The 16,567-nt window shown below is 69.7% G+C and carries 18 protein-coding genes and 3 tRNA genes; 18 read left to right on the top strand and 3 right to left on the bottom strand.

The window, feature by feature from the left end:
* Position 1 precedes the first annotated feature (1 nt).
* From rpsI to msrB, 4 genes are all read left to right on the top strand, one after another.
* Positions 2-478 (top strand): 30S ribosomal protein S9, encoded by a 477-nt coding sequence (gene rpsI / locus ACK41C_RS15995; protein WP_409656249.1) that lies wholly within the window; start codon positions 2-4, stop codon positions 476-478.
* A gap of 86 nt (positions 479-564) precedes the next feature.
* Complete coding sequence (argC, locus tag ACK41C_RS15990; protein WP_409656248.1) at positions 565-1,542, top strand: N-acetyl-gamma-glutamyl-phosphate reductase; 978 nt, start codon at positions 565-567, stop codon at positions 1,540-1,542.
* On the top strand, positions 1,539-1,976 hold the full coding sequence (locus ACK41C_RS15985) for an N-acetyltransferase family protein (RefSeq protein WP_409656246.1): 438 nt from the start codon (positions 1,539-1,541) through the stop codon (positions 1,974-1,976). Before argC ends, ACK41C_RS15985 begins: the two co-directional genes overlap by 4 nt.
* 43 nt (positions 1,977-2,019) lie before the next feature.
* Entirely contained in the window at positions 2,020-2,508 is a 489-nt protein-coding gene (msrB, locus tag ACK41C_RS15980) for a peptide-methionine (R)-S-oxide reductase MsrB (RefSeq protein WP_409656244.1), read from the top strand.
* 52 nt (positions 2,509-2,560) lie between these two features.
* On the opposite strand, the gene ACK41C_RS15975 is transcribed toward msrB, so the two are convergent.
* Genes ACK41C_RS15975 through phaC form a run of 3 tightly spaced genes read right to left on the bottom strand, consistent with a single transcriptional unit; the run spans position 2,561 to position 6,103 of the window.
* Positions 2,561-3,133: a hypothetical protein gene (locus ACK41C_RS15975; protein ID WP_409656242.1), complete on the bottom strand. Its 573-nt coding sequence runs from the start codon at positions 3,131-3,133 to the stop codon at positions 2,561-2,563.
* On the bottom strand, positions 3,130-4,083 hold the full coding sequence (locus ACK41C_RS15970; protein WP_409656240.1) for an alpha/beta hydrolase: 954 nt from the start codon (positions 4,081-4,083) through the stop codon (positions 3,130-3,132). Before ACK41C_RS15970 ends, ACK41C_RS15975 begins: the two co-directional genes overlap by 4 nt.
* 19 nt (positions 4,084-4,102) lie before the next feature.
* Positions 4,103-6,103, bottom strand: coding sequence for a class I poly(R)-hydroxyalkanoic acid synthase (gene phaC, locus ACK41C_RS15965; protein ID WP_409656239.1), 2,001 nt, complete (start codon positions 6,101-6,103; stop codon positions 4,103-4,105).
* Positions 6,104-6,229: 126 nt separating this feature from the next.
* Between phaC and ACK41C_RS15960 the strand changes: the two genes are divergently transcribed.
* The 14 genes from ACK41C_RS15960 to ACK41C_RS15895 all read left to right on the top strand — a co-directional run bounded on the left by ACK41C_RS15960 (position 6,230) and on the right by ACK41C_RS15895 (position 16,562).
* Positions 6,230-6,649 carry a hypothetical protein gene (locus ACK41C_RS15960; protein WP_409656237.1) on the top strand — a complete coding sequence of 140 codons (420 nt, stop codon included), beginning with the start codon at positions 6,230-6,232 and terminating at the stop codon, positions 6,647-6,649.
* Between the two features lie 111 nt (positions 6,650-6,760).
* On the top strand, positions 6,761-7,981 hold the full coding sequence (locus ACK41C_RS15955) for an LL-diaminopimelate aminotransferase (protein ID WP_409656235.1): 1,221 nt from the start codon (positions 6,761-6,763) through the stop codon (positions 7,979-7,981).
* Complete coding sequence (locus ACK41C_RS15950; RefSeq protein ID WP_409656233.1) at positions 7,978-9,267, top strand: homoserine dehydrogenase; 1,290 nt, start codon at positions 7,978-7,980, stop codon at positions 9,265-9,267. Before ACK41C_RS15955 ends, ACK41C_RS15950 begins: the two co-directional genes overlap by 4 nt.
* Positions 9,268-9,318: 51 nt before the next feature.
* Positions 9,319-10,272, top strand: a complete 954-nt coding sequence (gene glpX / locus ACK41C_RS15945; protein WP_409656231.1) for a class II fructose-bisphosphatase — start codon at positions 9,319-9,321, stop codon at positions 10,270-10,272.
* A 346-nt stretch (positions 10,273-10,618) separates the two neighbouring features.
* Positions 10,619-12,418, top strand: a complete 1,800-nt coding sequence (gene recJ, locus ACK41C_RS15940; RefSeq protein ID WP_409656229.1) for a single-stranded-DNA-specific exonuclease RecJ — start codon at positions 10,619-10,621, stop codon at positions 12,416-12,418.
* Positions 12,419-12,600: 182 nt separating this feature from the next.
* Positions 12,601-12,675: transfer RNA gene (locus ACK41C_RS15935), tRNA-Glu, on the top strand.
* 163 nt (positions 12,676-12,838) lie between these two features.
* Entirely contained in the window at positions 12,839-13,432 is a 594-nt protein-coding gene (locus ACK41C_RS15930) for a cold-shock protein (RefSeq protein ID WP_409656227.1), read from the top strand.
* A gap of 27 nt (positions 13,433-13,459) precedes the next feature.
* Positions 13,460-14,005 carry a DUF192 domain-containing protein gene (locus ACK41C_RS15925; RefSeq protein ID WP_409656225.1) on the top strand — a complete coding sequence of 182 codons (546 nt, stop codon included), beginning with the start codon at positions 13,460-13,462 and terminating at the stop codon, positions 14,003-14,005.
* Positions 13,998-14,420, top strand: coding sequence for a PaaI family thioesterase (locus tag ACK41C_RS15920; RefSeq protein ID WP_409656223.1), 423 nt, complete (start codon positions 13,998-14,000; stop codon positions 14,418-14,420). Before ACK41C_RS15925 ends, ACK41C_RS15920 begins: the two co-directional genes overlap by 8 nt.
* A gap of 82 nt (positions 14,421-14,502) precedes the next feature.
* A tRNA-Pro gene (locus tag ACK41C_RS15915) sits at positions 14,503-14,579 on the top strand.
* 32 nt (positions 14,580-14,611) lie between these two features.
* The gene (locus ACK41C_RS15910; RefSeq protein WP_409656221.1) at positions 14,612-14,917 is read left to right on the top strand and encodes an ETC complex I subunit; all 306 of its coding nucleotides are present in this window, start codon (positions 14,612-14,614) and stop codon (positions 14,915-14,917) included.
* A gap of 12 nt (positions 14,918-14,929) precedes the next feature.
* Positions 14,930-15,006 (top strand) — tRNA-Arg (locus ACK41C_RS15905).
* A gap of 183 nt (positions 15,007-15,189) precedes the next feature.
* Positions 15,190-16,080, top strand: a complete 891-nt coding sequence (locus ACK41C_RS15900) for an alpha/beta fold hydrolase (protein WP_409656219.1) — start codon at positions 15,190-15,192, stop codon at positions 16,078-16,080.
* A gap of 44 nt (positions 16,081-16,124) precedes the next feature.
* A complete protein-coding gene (locus ACK41C_RS15895; RefSeq protein WP_409656217.1) occupies positions 16,125-16,562 on the top strand; it encodes a VOC family protein in 438 nt (145 codons plus the stop codon).
* The last annotated feature ends 5 nt before the right edge of the window (positions 16,563-16,567 follow it).

Below are 16,567 nucleotides of genomic sequence, written 5' to 3'. Positions count from 1 at the left end.
GATGTCCGAGACCCAAGGTTTCGAGGCCCTGCAGAGCCTCTCCTCCAACCCGCAAGCCGAACAGGCGCCCCGCGAGCCGAAGATCGACGCCCAGGGCCGCGCCTACGCCACCGGCAAGCGGAAGAACGCCATCGCCAAGGTGTGGATCAAGCCCGGCAAGGGCCAGATCACCATCAACGGCCGCGACCAGGAGGTCTATTTCGCCCGCCCGGTGCTGCGCATGATGATCGCCCAGCCGCTGCAGGTCGCCGACCGCCTCGGCCAGTTCGACGTCGTCGTCTCGGTGGAAGGCTCGGGCCTCTCCGGCCAGGCCGGCGCCGTTCGTCACGGCATCGCCAAGGCGCTCACCTATTACGAGCCGGGCCTGCGCACCGTGCTGAAGCCGCACGGCTTCCTGACCCGCGACCCGCGCGTCGTGGAGCGGAAGAAGTACGGCCGCGCCAAGGCCCGACGCAGCTTCCAGTTCTCGAAGCGCTAAGCCGCGCGCGAGCATTCGCGTTTGGAGGGCGCTTCGGGCAACCGAAGCGCCCTTTCTCTTTGGCTGACCAAGCTGGATTACCGATCATGGCCCCGACAGTCTTCATCGACGGCGAAGCCGGCACCACCGGCCTGCAGATCCGGCAGCGGCTCGAAAGCCGCCGCGATCTCGAGCTGATCTCCATCGATCCGGAGAAGCGCAAGGATCCGGCCGCCCGCGCCGAGCGCCTGAACGCCGCCGATGCGGTGATCCTCTGCCTGCCCGACGACGCCTCGCGCGAGGCCGTAGGCATGATTTCGTCGGACCATGTGCGGGTGATCGACGCTTCCACCGCCTTCCGCACCGCCCGGGGCTGGACCTATGGCTTTCCGGAAATGGACAAGGAACAGCGGGCGGCGGTCGCCCAGTCGCTGCGGGTGGCCAATCCCGGCTGCTATCCCACCGGCTTCATCGCGCTGGTGCGGCCCCTGGTCACTGCGGGCCTGATCCCGGCCGACTTCCCGATCACCGTCAACGCCGTCTCCGGCTATTCCGGGGGCGGGAAGGGGCTGATCGCCGAGTTCGAAGCGCCGACGCCGGCGGGCACGAACGACGCCTTCCGCGCCTACGGTCTGACGCTCGCCCACAAGCACCTGCCGGAGATGCAGCTCTATGCCGGCCTCTCGCACCCGCCGGTCTTCGCGCCTGCGGTGGGCCGCTATGCGCAAGGCATGATCGTGGAGGTCCCGCTGCAGCTCTGGGCCCTGCCGAAGACGCCGACCCCGGCCGCCCTGCTGGAGACGCTGGCCGCCGCCTATGAAGGGGAGGCCTTCGTCACCGTCGCCTCGGCCGAGGAATGCGCCGCCCTGCAGGCCGCCCGCGCGGGGGCCGGGGGCTACAACGCCGAGCTCGATCCCGAAGCCCTGAACGACACCAACCGCATGAAGCTCTTCGTGTTCGGCAATCAGGCGACCGGCCAGGCCCGCCTCGTCGCCCTGCTGGACAATCTCGGCAAGGGCGCTTCGGGCGCGGCGGTGCAGAGCCTCAACCTCATGCTGGGCCTGCCGGAAGCGACCGGGCTGTGAAGCTTCAGCGGGCCGGGCCGGAGGATGCGGCGGTCGTCGCAGTTCTCCATCGGCTGACGGTCCGCCTCTCTTTGCCTTTCCTGCCGGAATTGCACACGCCGGAAGCGGATCTGCGGTTCTTCTCCGAACGCCTGCTGCCGGATAACGAGACCTGGCTGGCGCAGATCGCCGATGCGCCGGCGGGTTACGTCGCTTTCAAGCCCGGCTGGATCTCGCACCTCTATGTTCACCCCGAGCATCAGGGACGGGGCGTCGGCGGCGCCTTGCTGGCCAAGGCGCTGAAGGATCGGGCGCCCCGCCGCCTCTGGACCTTCCAGAAGAACCTCCGCGCCCGCCGGTTCTACGAAGCCCGCGGCTTCGTCCTCGTCCGCCTGACCGACGGGCGTGACAACGAGGAACGGGAGCCGGACGCCCTTTACGAGTGGCGGCCCTGAGGGGCCTTGCATCGGCCGAGCACGGTCCCGACCTATGTCGGGCATGATCGACCGTCGCGCCTTCCTCTCGGGCTCGGCCCTGGCGGCCGCGGGCTTCGGCGCCTGCGCGCCGGCGAGCGCCGCCCCCGACCCCTACGCCGGCTCGCCCTGGCGCAAAGTCTCCGACGCCGAGTGGCGCCGCCGGCTCTCCCCCGCCGCCTATCAGGTGCTTCGCCATGAGGCGACCGAACGCGCAGGTACGAGCCCGCTCGACAAGGAGAAGCGCCGCGGGACCTATGTCTGCGCCGGTTGCGGCCTGGCGCTCTTCAAGTCGGACTGGAAGTTCGACAGCCGAACGGGCTGGCCCAGCTTCTACACCGCCGTGGACGGCGCTCTGGGTAAGAAGACCGACTTCAAGATCGGCGTGCCGCGGACCGAGTATCACTGCGCGCGCTGCCTGGGCCACCAGGGCCACGTCTTTCCGGACGGCCCGCGGCCGACCGGCCTGCGCTACTGCAACAACGGCGTGGCGCTGAGGTTCGTCGCGGCATAGGCGCCAGCAACTGCGCCAGCGCCCGGTTCGGCCTCGGCGACCGCGCGCGGACCTAACGAACGCTCGCCACCTTCGGCGCGGTCAGGTCGAACTCCACGCGGAAGAAGCGGCCGGGCGTTCCGGGCCGGCGCAGCTCGTAGGCGAAGATCTCGCCAGGCTCCACCTCCAGCGCCCAGACATTGGTGAGCGAGACCTGGCGGTTCTCGCGCGTGAACAGCGCCTTTGAGAATTCGTCGACGGGGAACTCCTGACGCCGGGCCGTTCCCGTATCGGCCGTGTCGCCGCCGTACTGGCTGAGCGCGTCCTCCGAGCCGTCCTCGTGCCGATGGTCGTGCTTGAGCCTCAGTCCCGTCTCGGTGCGGGTCACCACCCAGGTGCGGGAGCGGTCTTCGCCGACATGGAAGGGGATGCGCACCTCGTCGTCCGAGCAGGCGGCCACCTGCATCACCAGCGGCTTGCCGGCGAAGTCGGCGTCGGCGGGATCGTCGGTCGCCAGCCGTCCCGAGAAGCTCTGGCCGCACAGGCTCTGCAGCCGCGCGAAGAAGGCTTCCTGCACCGGAGCGGGCGCCGCGAAGGCGGGCAGGGCGAATGTGGCGGCGGCGAAGGCGAGGATCGACGATCTCATGGGGTCTCCTGGGGCGGCGCGGCCAGCGCCGCCAGAACATGGTCGACGCCGCGCAGCACGGCGTCGGAATGGGTGAGGCCCAGCAGGGTGGCGTGGCCGGCGGCAGGGTCGTTCTCGTAATAGCCGGCGCGTGAGGCCCGCTCCGGCGCCCGCCGGGCGATGTTCCAGTCCCCCATGCGTTCGGGATCACCGGCCGTGATCACCGCCACCGGCCAGTCCGGGTCATAGCCGCCCGCGGTGATCGCCTGGGCCGCGCCCTGGCGCCAGTGCAGCACCTCGTCGGCCGAGGTGCGCGCGTGACGGCCGGACACATAGGCCCGCTTCTTCTCCTTCGATCCTTGCGGCGGCAGGCCGATACGGTCGCCGAAGCCGTAGAGGACGCGAGTGAAGCCGACGCTCGCCGAGACCGCGGCGGCGCGGGCCACGAACTGCACGCCGCTCAGGAACCGTTCGGCGCGGGGATCCTCGCCCATCTCGGGGGTGGTGGCCTCCAACAGCACCAGTCCGGCGACCTTGTCCGGATTGCGCGCGGCGAACAGGCGGGCGTGCTGGCCGCCCATGGAGTGGGGCATCAGGATGAACGGCCCCGGCTCGCCCGAAGCGGCGATCAGGGCCTCCAGGTCCGAGACGATGGCCGCCGAATCCCGCGGGCTCGGGCCCGGATCGGAGAAGCCCATGCCGGCGCGGTCGTAGGCGCAGGAGCGCAGGCCCCGTTCCGCCAGCCGCTGCTGGAGGGCGGCGAAGTCGGCCGCCAGGCCCCAGGCGCCGGCCTCCATCCAGATCGTGGGCGCGTCGGTCTTCGGCCCCTCGCAGACCAGACGCAGCTTGCGCCCGCCGATATCGACAAAGCGTCCGGCCGGCTCGAACGGCCCGGCCGCCGCCGTCACCGCGAAGCCCGCACCGATCCATAGGGCCGAGAAGACGCCCAGCCCGAACAGAAACTTCAGCATTCCGCCCCCGATCAAGCGCTTACGACTTCACCTTCACATAGGAGCCCGGGGCGTCCTCGATCGGCTTCAGCGGACCCTTGGCCGGATCGCGCGCCGGCACGAGCTTGCCGGAACGCGCCTTCAGCCACTCCGCCCAGTGCGGCCACCATGAGCCGCCCGTCTCCTTGGCGCCGCCCATCCAGGCCTCCACGGAGTCGGGCAGGTGCTCGCAGGTCCAGTGCTGGTACTTGTTGGCGGCCGGCGCGTTGATGACGCCGGCGATGTGGCCGGACCCCGCCAGGGTGAAGGTCACCGGCCCGCCGAACAGCTTGGCCCCGCGGTAGACCGATCGAGCCGGGGCGATGTGATCCTCCTTCGAGGATTGCACATAGATCGGGATCTTCACCTTGGAGAGGTCGAGCTTGATGTCGTCCAGCACCAGTTCGCCCTTGGCCAGGGCGTTCTCGCCATAGAACTTGCGCAGATAGAACATATGCAGCGCCTTGGGCATCCGCGTCTGGTCGGAGTTCCAGAAGAGGAGGTCGAAGGGCTTGGGCTCCTTGCCCATCAGGTAGTTGTTCACGAAGAACGACCAGATCAGGTCGTTGGCGCGCAGGGCGTTGAAGGTGTCGGCCATGGTCTGGCCGGACAGCACGCCGCCGCCGGCGTCCATCTTCTTCTCCAGGTCCGACAGCCAGTCCTCGCTGGTGAACAGCAGGAGGTCGCCGGCTTCGGCGAAGTCCTGCTGGGCGGCGAAGAAGGTGGCCGAGGCGATGCGTTTGTCACCCTTGGCCGCCATGTGCGCCAAGCTGGCCGAGAGCAGTGTGCCGCCGATGCAGTAGCCGACCGTGTTCACCCGATCGACCTGCGCCTGGGTCATGACGGCGTCCGTGGCCGCATAGACGCCTTCGCGCATGTAGTCCTCGAAGGTCTTCTCGGCGAGGCGCGCGTCCGGATTGACCCAGGAGACGACGAAGACCGTGATCCCCTGGCCGGCCAGCCAGCGGATCATCGAGTTCTCGGGGCGCAGGTCGAGGATGTAGAACTTGTTGATCCACGGCGGGAAGATGAGGAGCGGGATTTCGTGCACCTGCTCGGTCGTCGGATCGAACTGCAGGAGCTGGATGATCTCGTTCTGGAAGACCACCTTGCCCGGGGCGGTCGCCACATTGCGGCCGATCTCGAACTGCTCGTAGTCGGTCTGGCTGATCGACAGCTGGCCGCCGCCGCGCTGCAGGTCGGCGGCGAAGTTCTCCACCCCCTTCAGCAGGCTCTCGCCATGGGTCTGCATGGCCTCGCGCAGGGCCGCGGGGTTGGAGACCAGGAAGTTCGAAGGCGAAAACGCGTCGGTCAGCATCTTCATGAAGAACTCGACCCGTCGCTTGGACATCGGGTCGACGCCTTCCACCTCCGAAACCAGGCCGTTCAGCCAGTTGGAGGTGAGCAGGTAGGACTGCTTGATCACGTCGAAGACCGGGTTCTCGCTCCAGTCGGGATCGGTGAACCGCTTGTCGCCCTTGGCCGGGGCGACCACCGGCTCCGGATTCTCTCCGGCGGCCTTGCGCGCGGCGGCCTGCCACAGCTCCATATAGCGCTGGAAGAGGTCGGCCTGGGCGCGCACCAGCCGGTCGGGCTGGGCGGCCAGGCGGCCCATCACGTCGGTGAGCGCCGGCGTCACGTGGAACGGGTCCGGCGAAAGCGCCGCCGGGCGATCGGCCTGGCGCAGGGCGGCTTCGGCGATCGCGCCCTGGGCGGTCAGGGCCGCGCGGGCGAGGTTCGCCGACAGCTTCTCCAGCACCGCCCGCTGCTCGGCGGTGAGCGCCTTCGGATCGAAGCTGGCGGACGCCTCCAGGCTGAGGCCCGCGCCGTTCGACGCCGACTGGGCCGCGCCCGCCACCGCGGCGGGGCTGGCGGTGAGGTCCGGCGGCGGGGGCGGCGAGGAAGGGGCCTTGGCGGCGCTTTTCGGAGCCTTGGCCGCGGCCTTGTCCTTCGCCTTCTTCTTGCCCTTGGGCTTGGTCGGAGCGGAGGGCTGTTCCGTCATGGCCGCTTTCCTTGCGCACGCTTCCCTTGGGCTTTGGCTGTCGCGCTCTTTCGCCCGGATCGATCATGGCATAAGACCGGGAGAGAAATGAACGCGCCGCTTCGACTTTTCGCACAGCCCCTCCGGATGGGGGCGTCGCTCCGCCTGGTGGCGGGGGCGGGGCTTTGCGCGCTGCTCGGAGCCTGCGCCGGAAATCCGTTCGCCACCGCCGAGGTGGATCCGGCCTCGCCCGTGGCGGCCGAGGTGGCGCGGGTCGCCCGCCTCCAGCGCGATTACCCCACCTTCGCCGACATTCCGCCCGTTCCCGCCGACCAGCGCCCGCCCGCGGCCTGGGGGCAGGCGGCCAACGACCTCGAATCGGCCGCAGCCGAGCTGGAGCGCGAGACCGCCCCCGGCACCTGGACCCTGGAGGGCACCGAGGCCTTCGCCCAGCGCGCCCGCCGCGCCGCCGGCGCCGACGACGCGCCTCCCTCGGCCACCGCTGCTGCGGAAGCGTTCGCTCGCCAGGCCCGCGAGCGAGCTACACCGCCCCCGCCGCCCAGATAGCCGGCCGCGGGGGCGTAAAATGCCTCGAACCTGCTTGGCGACCCCCCGCCCGGGGGCTATCCATGCGCGACCTCGGCTCCCACCGCCGCAAGGATGCGGCTTGAGCTCAAAATGACACCCGAATTCCACCGTATCCGACGCCTTCCCCCCTACGTCCTCGAGGAGGTGAACCGCATCAAGGCTCGCCTTCGCGGCCAGGGCGTCGACATCATCGACTTCGGCATGGGCAATCCCGACATGCCGACGCCCAAGCACATCGTCGAGAAGATGATCGAGACCGCCCGCGACCCCAAGGCCGGGCGCTATTCGGCTTCGAAGGGCATTCCGGGCCTGCGCAAGGCCATGGCCGGCTACTATCAGCGCCGTTTCGGCGTGAAGCTCGACCCCGACACCGAGGTGATCGCCACGCTCGGCTCGAAGGAGGGCTTCGCCAATCTCGCCCAGGCCCTGACCGCGCCCGGTGACGTGGTGATCTGCCCGAACCCGGCCTATCCGATCCACGCCTATGGCTTCATCATGGCCGGCGGGGTGATCCGGCACGTGCCCGCCCACACGCCGGAGGAATACCTGGCCGGAGTCAGCCGTGCGGTGAAGCACTCCGCGCCGCCGCCCAGCGTGCTGATCCTCTCCTATCCGTCGAACCCGACGGCCCAGTGCGTCGATCTCGACTTCTACAGGGACGCCATCGCGCTCGCGAAGAAGCACGACCTGCTGGTGATCTCCGACATCGCCTATTCGGAGATCTATTTCGACGACAACCCGCCGCCGTCGGTCCTGCAGGTCGAAGGCGCCAAGGACATCGCCGTCGAGGTCAATTCGCTCTCCAAGACCTACGCCATGGCCGGCTGGCGGGTCGGCATGGTGGTGGGCAATGCGCGCATCTGCGCCGCACTGGCGCGGGTGAAGTCCTATCTGGACTATGGCGCCTATACGCCGATCCAGGTCGCCGCCGCCGCCGCCCTGAACGGGCCGCAGGATTGCGTCGCCGAGATCCGCGCCATCTACAAGGCCCGCCGCGACTGCCTGGTGGAGTCCATGAAGCGCGCCGGCTGGGACATTCCTGCGCCGCCCGCCTCCATGTTCGCCTGGGCGCCGGTGCCGGAGAAGTTCAAGGAGGCCGGCTCGCTGCTCTTCTCCAAGCTCTTGGTGGAGGAGGCGGGCGTGGCCGTGGCCCCTGGCGTCGGCTTCGGCGAGTACGGCGAGGGCTTCGTGCGCGTCGGCCTCGTGGAGAACGAGCACCGCATCCGCCAGGCCGCCCGCAACGTGAAGAAGTTCCTGGCCAACGCCGACGAGATCCTCGGGCGGGCCCACAACACCCTGGCGGCGCAATGACCAAGACGGACTGGCGGATCGGCGTGGCGGGGCTCGGCACCGTCGGCGCGGGGCTTCTCAACTTCCTATCCGAGCGGCCGGACTTCGCCCCGGCCGGCGGCCGCGCGAGCGTGACCGGCGTCTCGGCCCGCTCGCGTTCGCGGCCCCGTCCGTTCGACATCTCCAACCTGCCTTGGTTCGACGACCCGGTGGCGCTCGCCGCCTCGCCGGACAACGACCTTTTCGTGGAGCTGATCGGCGGCTCCGACGGCCCGGCCAAGGCCGCAGTCGAGGCCGCCCTGAACCTCGGCAAGCCCGTGGTCACCGCCAACAAGGCCCTGATCGCCGAGCATGGCGCGGAACTCGCGGCGCTGGCCGAAGCCAAGGGCGCGCCCCTGCTGTTCGAGGCCGCCGTCATGGGCGGCACCCCGGCGGTGAAGATGGTGCGCGAGGCCCTGGTCGGCGACGAGGTCAAGTCCGTCGCCGGCATCCTCAACGGCACCTGCAACTATATCCTGACCGAGATGGAGGCGGGCGGCCGCGCCTTCGCCGACGTTCTGGCCGAGGCCCAGCGCCTGGGCTATGCCGAGGCCGATCCGACCATGGACGTCGGCGGCTTCGACGCGGCCCACAAGATTTCGATCCTGGCGGCGCTCGCCTTCGGCTGCGCGCCGCACTACGCCGCCGCCGAGATCGAAGGCATCGACCAGGTGGCCCTTCTGGACATCCAGCTCGCCAAGGACCTGGGCTACAAGATCAAGCTGATCGCCTCGGCCGACCGCTCGCCGGAGGGCGTGCTGGTCCGCGTGCACCCGTCGCTGGTGGCCCAGAACCACCCGCTAGCCCAGGCCGGCGGAGCGCTGAACGCCCTCTTCATCGAAAGCGCCCGCGTCGGCCGCATCTTCGTTCAGGGGCCGGGCGCGGGTTCGGGGCCGACCGCCGCCGCCGTCGCCGCCGACATCGCCGACGTGATGACCGGCGCCCAGCGGCCGGTGTTCCAGAAGCCGGCGACCACGCTTTCGCCTTTCACGCCCGTCGACCCGGCCAAGAGCATGAGCCGGGCCTATCTACGTTTCCTGGTGAAGGACGAGCCGGGCGTCATCGCCGCGGTCTCCGAAACCCTGGCCGAGGCGGGAGTCTCCATTGAGAGCTTCCTGCAGAAGCCGGTCGAGAACGCCGAGGGCGTGCCCATCGTGCTGACCACCCATGCGGTGGCCGAATCCGTGCTGACGACAGCCATCGACCGCATCGCCGGCCTGCCCGCCGTGCTGGAGCGCCCGCGGCTTTTGCGCATCGCTCGCATCTAGTTCCTGAAAGACATAAAGAAGAGAGCCCGAACGGGCGGTTGGAGAGACAAGATGAGTTCGGACGTTCTCGATCGCGGCCTGGTGCTGGACGCGGTCCGCGTGACCGAGGTGGCCGCCGTCGCCGCCTGGAAGCTGGCCGGACGCGGCGACGAAAAGGCCGCCGACCAGGCGGCCGTCGACGCCATGCGCACGGCCTTGAACGAGCTCGAGATCGACGGGGAGATCGTCATCGGGGAGGGCGAGCGCGACGAGGCGCCGATGCTCTACATCGGCGAGAAGGTCGGAAAGGGCGGCAAGCACGCCATCGACATCGCTCTCGATCCGCTGGAGGGCACCACGCTTACCGCCAAGGCCATGGCCAACGCCCTGGCGGTGATGGCCTGGGCGCCCAAGGGCACCCTGCTGAACGCCCCCGACACCTATATGGACAAGATCGCCTGCGGGCCGGGCTATCCGGAAGGCGTGATCGATCTCGACAAGAGCCCTGCGGATAATGTGAAGGCCCTGGCCGCCGCCAAGGGCGTCGAGCCTGCTGAGATCACCGTCTGCGTGCTCGACCGGCCCCGTCACGCCGAGATCATCGCCTCGGTCCGTTCGGTCGGGGCGCGCGTGCACCTGATCACCGACGGCGACGTGGCTGGCGTGATCAATACCGCCGACCCGGCCACCGGCGTGGATCTCTATGTGGGGCAGGGCGGGGCGCCGGAGGGCGTGCTGGCCTGCGCGGCGCTCAAGTGTGTCGGCGGCCAGTTCCAGGGCCGGCTGGTGTTCCGCAACGCCGACGAGCGCGCCCGCGCCGCCCGGGTCGGTATCACCGACCTGGACAAGAAGTACGACCTGCACGAGATGGTCCGCGCCGACGCCATCTTCGCCGCCACCGGCGTCACCAAGGGCGCGCTGCTGGACGGCGTTTCGTTACGTGACGGCTTCGTTCACACCCACACCCTGGTGATGAACTCCTCCACCCGCACGGTGCGCGAAGTGCGCATGAAGCGCCCAGCCTGACGTTTCACATTCTCCTCTCCCGGCTTGCGGGAGAGGACAGGCCGCAAGGCCAGGTGAGGACTCGCGGCTGAAGGCCGCGAGGGCGGCGAAGCCGCTGGCGCCGCAGGCGCCAACACTTTCTAGCGCAGGAGTCTCTTGCGCCGCTCCGCGTCGCCCGCCTGCGGCGGCCTCGGCTGCGCCTCGCCCTCACCCGTCCTTCGGACACCCTCTCCCGCTTGCGGGAGAGGAAAGAAGCGTACGCCTCCCTGGCGAACAATTCAGCCCACGTCTGATCCGGACGCCTGCGGCGGACCGACTCAGGGCCTGCGCCTATCGCCGCCCGGACGACTCCGGCTAGTCTCCGGCCATGGCGGACGGATCTGCGCCCATGGGCTATCTCGGCGTCACGCGCTCGCTTTCGGGGCGGCTGTGGCGGGCGCGTCCCGCCGACGCCGAGGTGGTGCGTCGCCATCAGCTGGCGCTCGGCCTGACGGAACCCCTGGCTCGCGCGCTCGCCTCCCGCGGAGTGGCCGCCGACGCCGGCGAGCTCTTCCTGAACCCGACCCTCAAGGCGCTGTTCCCCGACCCGTCCAGCTTCCTGGGCATGGACCGGGCCGCCGAAATCCTTGTCGACGCCCTGGAGGCGGGCCGCCCGACGACGGTCTTCGCCGACTATGACGTGGATGGCGCGGCCAGCGCCGCGCAGCTGGTGCGCTGGTTCCGCGCCATGGGACGCGACCTGCCGATCTACGTCCCCGACCGGATGACCGAGGGCTACGGCCCGTCGCCGGCGGCCTTCCGCAAGCTGCGCGAGGCCGGCGTGGAGCTGGTGGTCACGGTCGATTGCGGCGCGGCCGCCTACGACGCGCTCGCCTGCGCCGCGGGGATCGGCCTCGAGGTGGTGGTGATCGACCACCACCTGATGCGCGAGGAGCCGCCGCCCGCCGCGGCGCTGGTCAATCCCAACCAGGCGGGCTGCGGCTCGGGGCAGGGGGTGCTGGCCGCCGCCGGCGTCGCCTTCGTCCTGTTGGCCGCGCTCAACCGCGAGGCGCGCCGGAGAGGGCTGTTCCAGGATCGCGCTGAACCCGATCTGCGGCAGTGGCTCGACCTGGCCGCCCTGGGCGCCATCTGCGACGTGACCCAGCTCGTGGGCTTCAACCGCGCGCTCACCGCCCAGGGGCTGAAGGTGATGTCGGCCTGGCGCAATCCGGGCCTCAAGGCGCTGATCGAGGTGGCCAAGGGCTCGGGCGCGGCCAGCGTCTTCCATGCCGGCTTCCTGCTGGGACCTCGAATCAACGCCGGCGGGCGGATCGGCCGTTCGGACCTGGGCGCGCGGTTGCTTTCCACCGACGATCCGGAGGAGGCTGCGGCCCTGGCCGCGGAACTCGACGCCCTCAACGCCTCCCGCAAGGAGGTGGAGAAGGAGATCTTCGACGACGCGGTCCGTATCCTGGATCGCGAGAGCAATTTCGGCGACGCCCCCATCGCCCTGGTCGCCGCCGAGGGATGGCATCCCGGCGTCATCGGCATCGTCGCCAGCCGCCTGCGCGAACGCTACCGCAAGCCGGCCCTGGTGATCGGGATCGACCGGGCGGCCAATGTCGGCAAGGGGTCCGGGCGCTCTCAGCCGGGCGTCAATCTGGGCGCTGCGGTGCAGGCGGCCTTCGACGCCGGCCTGCTGCTGGCCGGGGGCGGCCACGCCATGGCCGCGGGCCTTTCGGTGCGCCCCGACGCCGTTCCCGAACTGCGCGCCTTCCTGGAAGAGCGGCTGCAGGCCGAGCAGGCGCTCGCCGCGGCGCAGGACGGCCTCGACATCGACGCCCTGGTCACCGCCCGCGGCTGCGACCGAAGTCTCTACCACGCCTTCCAGGGTCTCGCCCCCTTTGGGCCGGGGAACCCCGAACCGATCTTCGCCGCCGCCGATGTGCGGATCGAACGGCCCATGGCCCTGCGCGGCGGTCATGTGCGCGTCACCCTGACGGACGGCTCCGGCGGCCGGCTCAAGGCCGTCGCCTGGCGGGCCGAAGAAACCGAGATCGGCCGCCGCCTGCTCTCCGGCGGCGGCGCGGTCCACGTCGCCGGCCGGCTCAAGCCGGACGACTGGCAGGGCCGCGAGAGCGTCGAGCTGGAGATCGAGGACGTCGCCGACCCGCGGCGGGTGGAGTAGGGGCAGGACCCAGACGCTCCCGTTGGGGAGCTGTCGCCGTCAGGCGACTGAGAGGGATCTTGGGTCCTGCGCTGCGAGCCGCCCAAACCATCCACAGGCCGCTGAATTCCCGGCTCGAAAACTTCGCGCCGACCCGCTTGCGTCCTCCGCGCGTCGCGGCTATAGAGCCGCCTCCGCGCTGCGGTCCCTTCGTCTATCGGTTAGGACGCCAGGTTTTCAACCTGGAGAGAGGGGTTCGACTCCCCTAGGGACTGCCACGCGAAGCGGCGAACGCCGCCAAAAGCGCCAGGTCAGCGTGTAAAACACGTCCGATGCGTGCATCGGGCGCGATTCTCCCATTGACGGCCAACCCTTAACAAGAACAGTGTTATAGTTGGCCCAATACCGAAAGGATCGGGGGAGACCGGGCCTGAGGGGCAGATGTCTGGTTACGAATACGACGGTGTCGATGCGCATGAAGAAGCCGTGCGCATCAGCGGGCGGGTCAAGTGGTTCGACGCCGGCAAGGGCTATGGTTTCATCGTTCCTGACGACCCAAGCCAGACCGGCCTGAAGGACGTCCTGCTCCATGTCACCAGCCTGCGCAATTCCGGGCGTGAGAGCGCGCTGGAAGGGGCGGTGATCGTCTGCGACGTGATCCGCCGCCCCAAGGGCTGGCAGGTGGCCGAGGTGGTCAATCTCGACGAGACCTCCGCGACGCCGCCGGCCGAGCGCCGCGGCCACGGCGAACGCGGTTTCCGGCAGGAGCGCGACGGCTTCGCCGCCCGGCCGGCGCGCCGCCCGCTGCAGGCGCGGGGGCCGCTGGAGCGAGCCAAGGTCAAATGGTTCAACCGGGCCAAGGGCTACGGCTTCGTGGTCCGCGACGGCGCCAGCGGCGACATTTTCGTCCACATCGAAACCCTGCGCCGGTCCGGCATCGAGGACCTGCAGCCGGGCGACGACGTGATGGTCCGCTTCGCCGAAGGTCCGAAAGGGCTTGTGGTGGCCGAGATCGAGTCGGTAGGTCTGGCCTGACCTAGGCCACCTGCGCGGAGTTCCTCCTTGATCCGGTTCGCTCACCGCCTGCGCGGCCCAGCCGTGCTGGGCGCGATCCTCGCCCTCGCCGCCTGCGACGTCGAGCAGCCGGCCGCGGAGGCCGCGCCGCCGCCCGCTGCGGCCGAGAAGGCCGCCGCGCCCGATCCGGCCGCCGATGCGCCGATCCCGGCGGGATTCGAGGCGCTGGAGGTGGTCACCCAGAAGGGCCGCACCCGGTTCTTCGTGGAGATCGCCGACACCGACGCCAAGCGCCAGCAGGGCCTGATGCGGCGGGCTTCGCTTAGCCCCGACCGCGGCATGCTGTTCGATTTCCACCGGCCCCAGCCCGTGGCCTTCTGGATGAAGGACACCTGGATCCCGCTGGACATCATCTTCATCCAGTCCGACGGCACGGTCCTGACGATCGCCCGCAACACCACGCCCTATTCCGAGGCGCCGATCCCCTCCGGGGGGCCGATCCGCGGCGTGCTCGAGATCGCCGGCGGCCGCGCCGCCGAGATCGGTCTCCTGCCGGGCGACAAGGTCGAGCACCGGATCTTCGCCGGTGGCTGAGGACCAGATCCCCCACCCGCCGGCTGGTTTCGTCCGCTCGGGCAATCGCGGCCCGTTCTCCAGCCACAACGGACCCTATTTCCACCGGGCGGAGGGGGAGGCGACCGAGCAGGCCTTCTTCGCCCTGCCGCGGCACGCCAACGGCCTGGGCATCGTCCACGGCGGCATGCTGACCTCGTTCCTAGACGGCCTGCTGGGGGCGGCGGTCTTCCGGGCGACCCGGCGCACCGGCGTCACTATCCACCTGTCTGTGGATTTCCTGCACATGGCCCGGGTGGGCGAGTGGGTGCTGGGAGAGGCGAAGGTCACCCGCGCGACCCGCGAAGTCGCCTTTGTGGAAGGCCGCGTCTATGTCGGCGGCCACGACGTGGTCCGCGGCTCGGGCGTGTTCAAGCTGATGCACCGGCGGGACTGATCGCCGCGTCGGGGCCGTCGGTTGCGTCGTTCCATTTGCCCGACGGCGCAAAGCCTTATATCGCACGCGTGCCGGCGCATATCGGGGCGTAGCGCAGCCTGGTAGCGCATCTGCTTTGGGAGCAGAGGGTCGCGTGTTCGAATCACGCCGCCCCGACCACGCCGGCGAAATTTTGGAGGCTCGTACACCGCATGCTCGCGCGCATCTATCGCCCGGCCAAGAACGCCATGCAGTCCGGCCGGGCCAAGACCAAGGACTGGGTGCTCGAGTTCGCCCCCAAGGCCCCGCGCCGGCCCGATCCCCTGATGGGCTGGACGCTGACCGCCGACACCGACGGCCAGGTGCGGCTCTCCTTCGACACCAAGGAGGAGGCGATCGCCTACGCCCAGAACCGCGGGATCGCCTTCCAGCTGATCGAGCCCAAGGCCCAGAAACGCATCATCAAGGCCTACGCGGACAATTTCGCCTTCAACCGCAAGATTCCCTGGACCCACTGACCTGTCGATTTCGCGCCCTTAGCTCAGCTGGATAGAGCATCCGCCTTCTAAGCGGACGGTCGCAGGTTCGAATCCTGCAGGGCGCGCCACCTTCGGCTCATTTGCGCTGCCCAGATGCATCCCGAAGTAGGTCCACGGACGACCTGTACCAACTGCCGCCTTAGAAGATGTGGAGCGTGTCGCTCCTTCCCGTCGCCATTTGTCGGCGCTCGGCCGCGGAACAGCCGCCCGCGCCCTCCGTTCCTCCTTCGGATGCAGCGCGGAAGCCGGACATGCCCCTACTGCCCCGCCAACGTCTTCGCCTGTCCGGCGGCGCGGAGCTCGCCTATGTCACGGCGGGCGATGCGGCCAGGCCGGCCTTGCTGCTCCTGCACGGCTTTCCGGGCTCGGCGGACTATTTTCGCGGGGTCGCGCCCGAGTTGTCGCGGGTCGCCCATGTGATCGCGCCGGACCTGCCGGGCTTCGGCGCGTCGGACGTCCTGCCGGCGCCCTCGTTTCCTGCCTTCAGCCAGGCCGTTTCGGAGCTTCTGGACCGGCTCGCGGTCGGGCCGCGCTACATCTACCTGCACGACTTCGGGGCGCCGGTGGGGTTCGACATCGCCATGCGGGCGCCGGAACAGGTGCTGGGCCTCATCGTCCAGAACGCCAACGCTCACCGGACCGGGCTCGGGCCGCCATGGGCCCCGGTGATCGACTACTGGACGCGTCCGAACCCGGACAACGAGGCCGCCGCGACCGCGCACCTGACCTTCGAGGGCGTGCGCAACGGGTATCTCGGCGGGATGCCGCCGGACGTGGCGGCGAAGATCCCGGCCGCCGAAACCTGGGAGGAGGACTGGCGGGTGATGCAGCTGCCGGGCCGGATGGAAACGCAGCGCGCCCTCGTCAGGGACTATGGGAACCATGTCGCCCGGTTCGACGAACTCGCCGCCTATCTCGCGCGCTGGCGGCCGCCCGCCCTGATGCTCTGGGCGCGCCACGATCCGTTCTTCGACCTGGCCGAGGTCCTGTCGTGGATGCAGGCGCTGCCGAGGATGGAGGGCCACGTGCTCGACGCGGGCCACAAGCTGCTCGAAACCCACGCGGAGACGGCCGCGCCGCTCATGGCCGATTTCATCCGGCAGACCCGGCGGGCGGCCTCGGGCATGGCGGATTTCGCCTGAATAATGTCATTTCGGACAGAGAGCGCCGCGCCTAAACAGGACACATGGCGCTCAAACGGATGGACAATGTAGGGATCGTCGTCGACGACCTCGGCGGGGCGATCGATTTCTTCCGCGAACTCGGCCTGGAGCTCGAAGGACGGGCGATGATCGAAGGAGAATGGGCCGGACGCGTCACGGGGCTGCGCGATCAGCGTGTGGAGATCGCCATGATGCGCACGCCGGACGGCCACAGCCGGCTCGAGCTCTCCCGCTTCCTCGCGCCGCCGGTCGTCGCCGATCATCGCAACGCCCCGGTCAACGCCCTGGGCTATCTCCGCGTCATGTTCGCCGTGGACGACCTCGAGGAGACGCTTGAAAGGCTCCGCAATCGCGGCGGGCGGCTCGTCGGCGAAGTCGTGCGGTACCAGGACGCATACCTGCTCTGCTACATCCGCGGCCCCGAGGGGATCCTCATCGGGCTCGCCCAGGAGCTCGGCTGAGCGCG

It is taken from the genome of Phenylobacterium sp., assembly GCF_046290725.1.
Classification (GTDB): Bacteria; Pseudomonadota; Alphaproteobacteria; order Caulobacterales; family Caulobacteraceae; genus Phenylobacterium.
The sequence above is the reverse complement of the archived record's forward strand: the minus strand, read 5'-3'. Positions and strand labels throughout refer to the sequence as shown.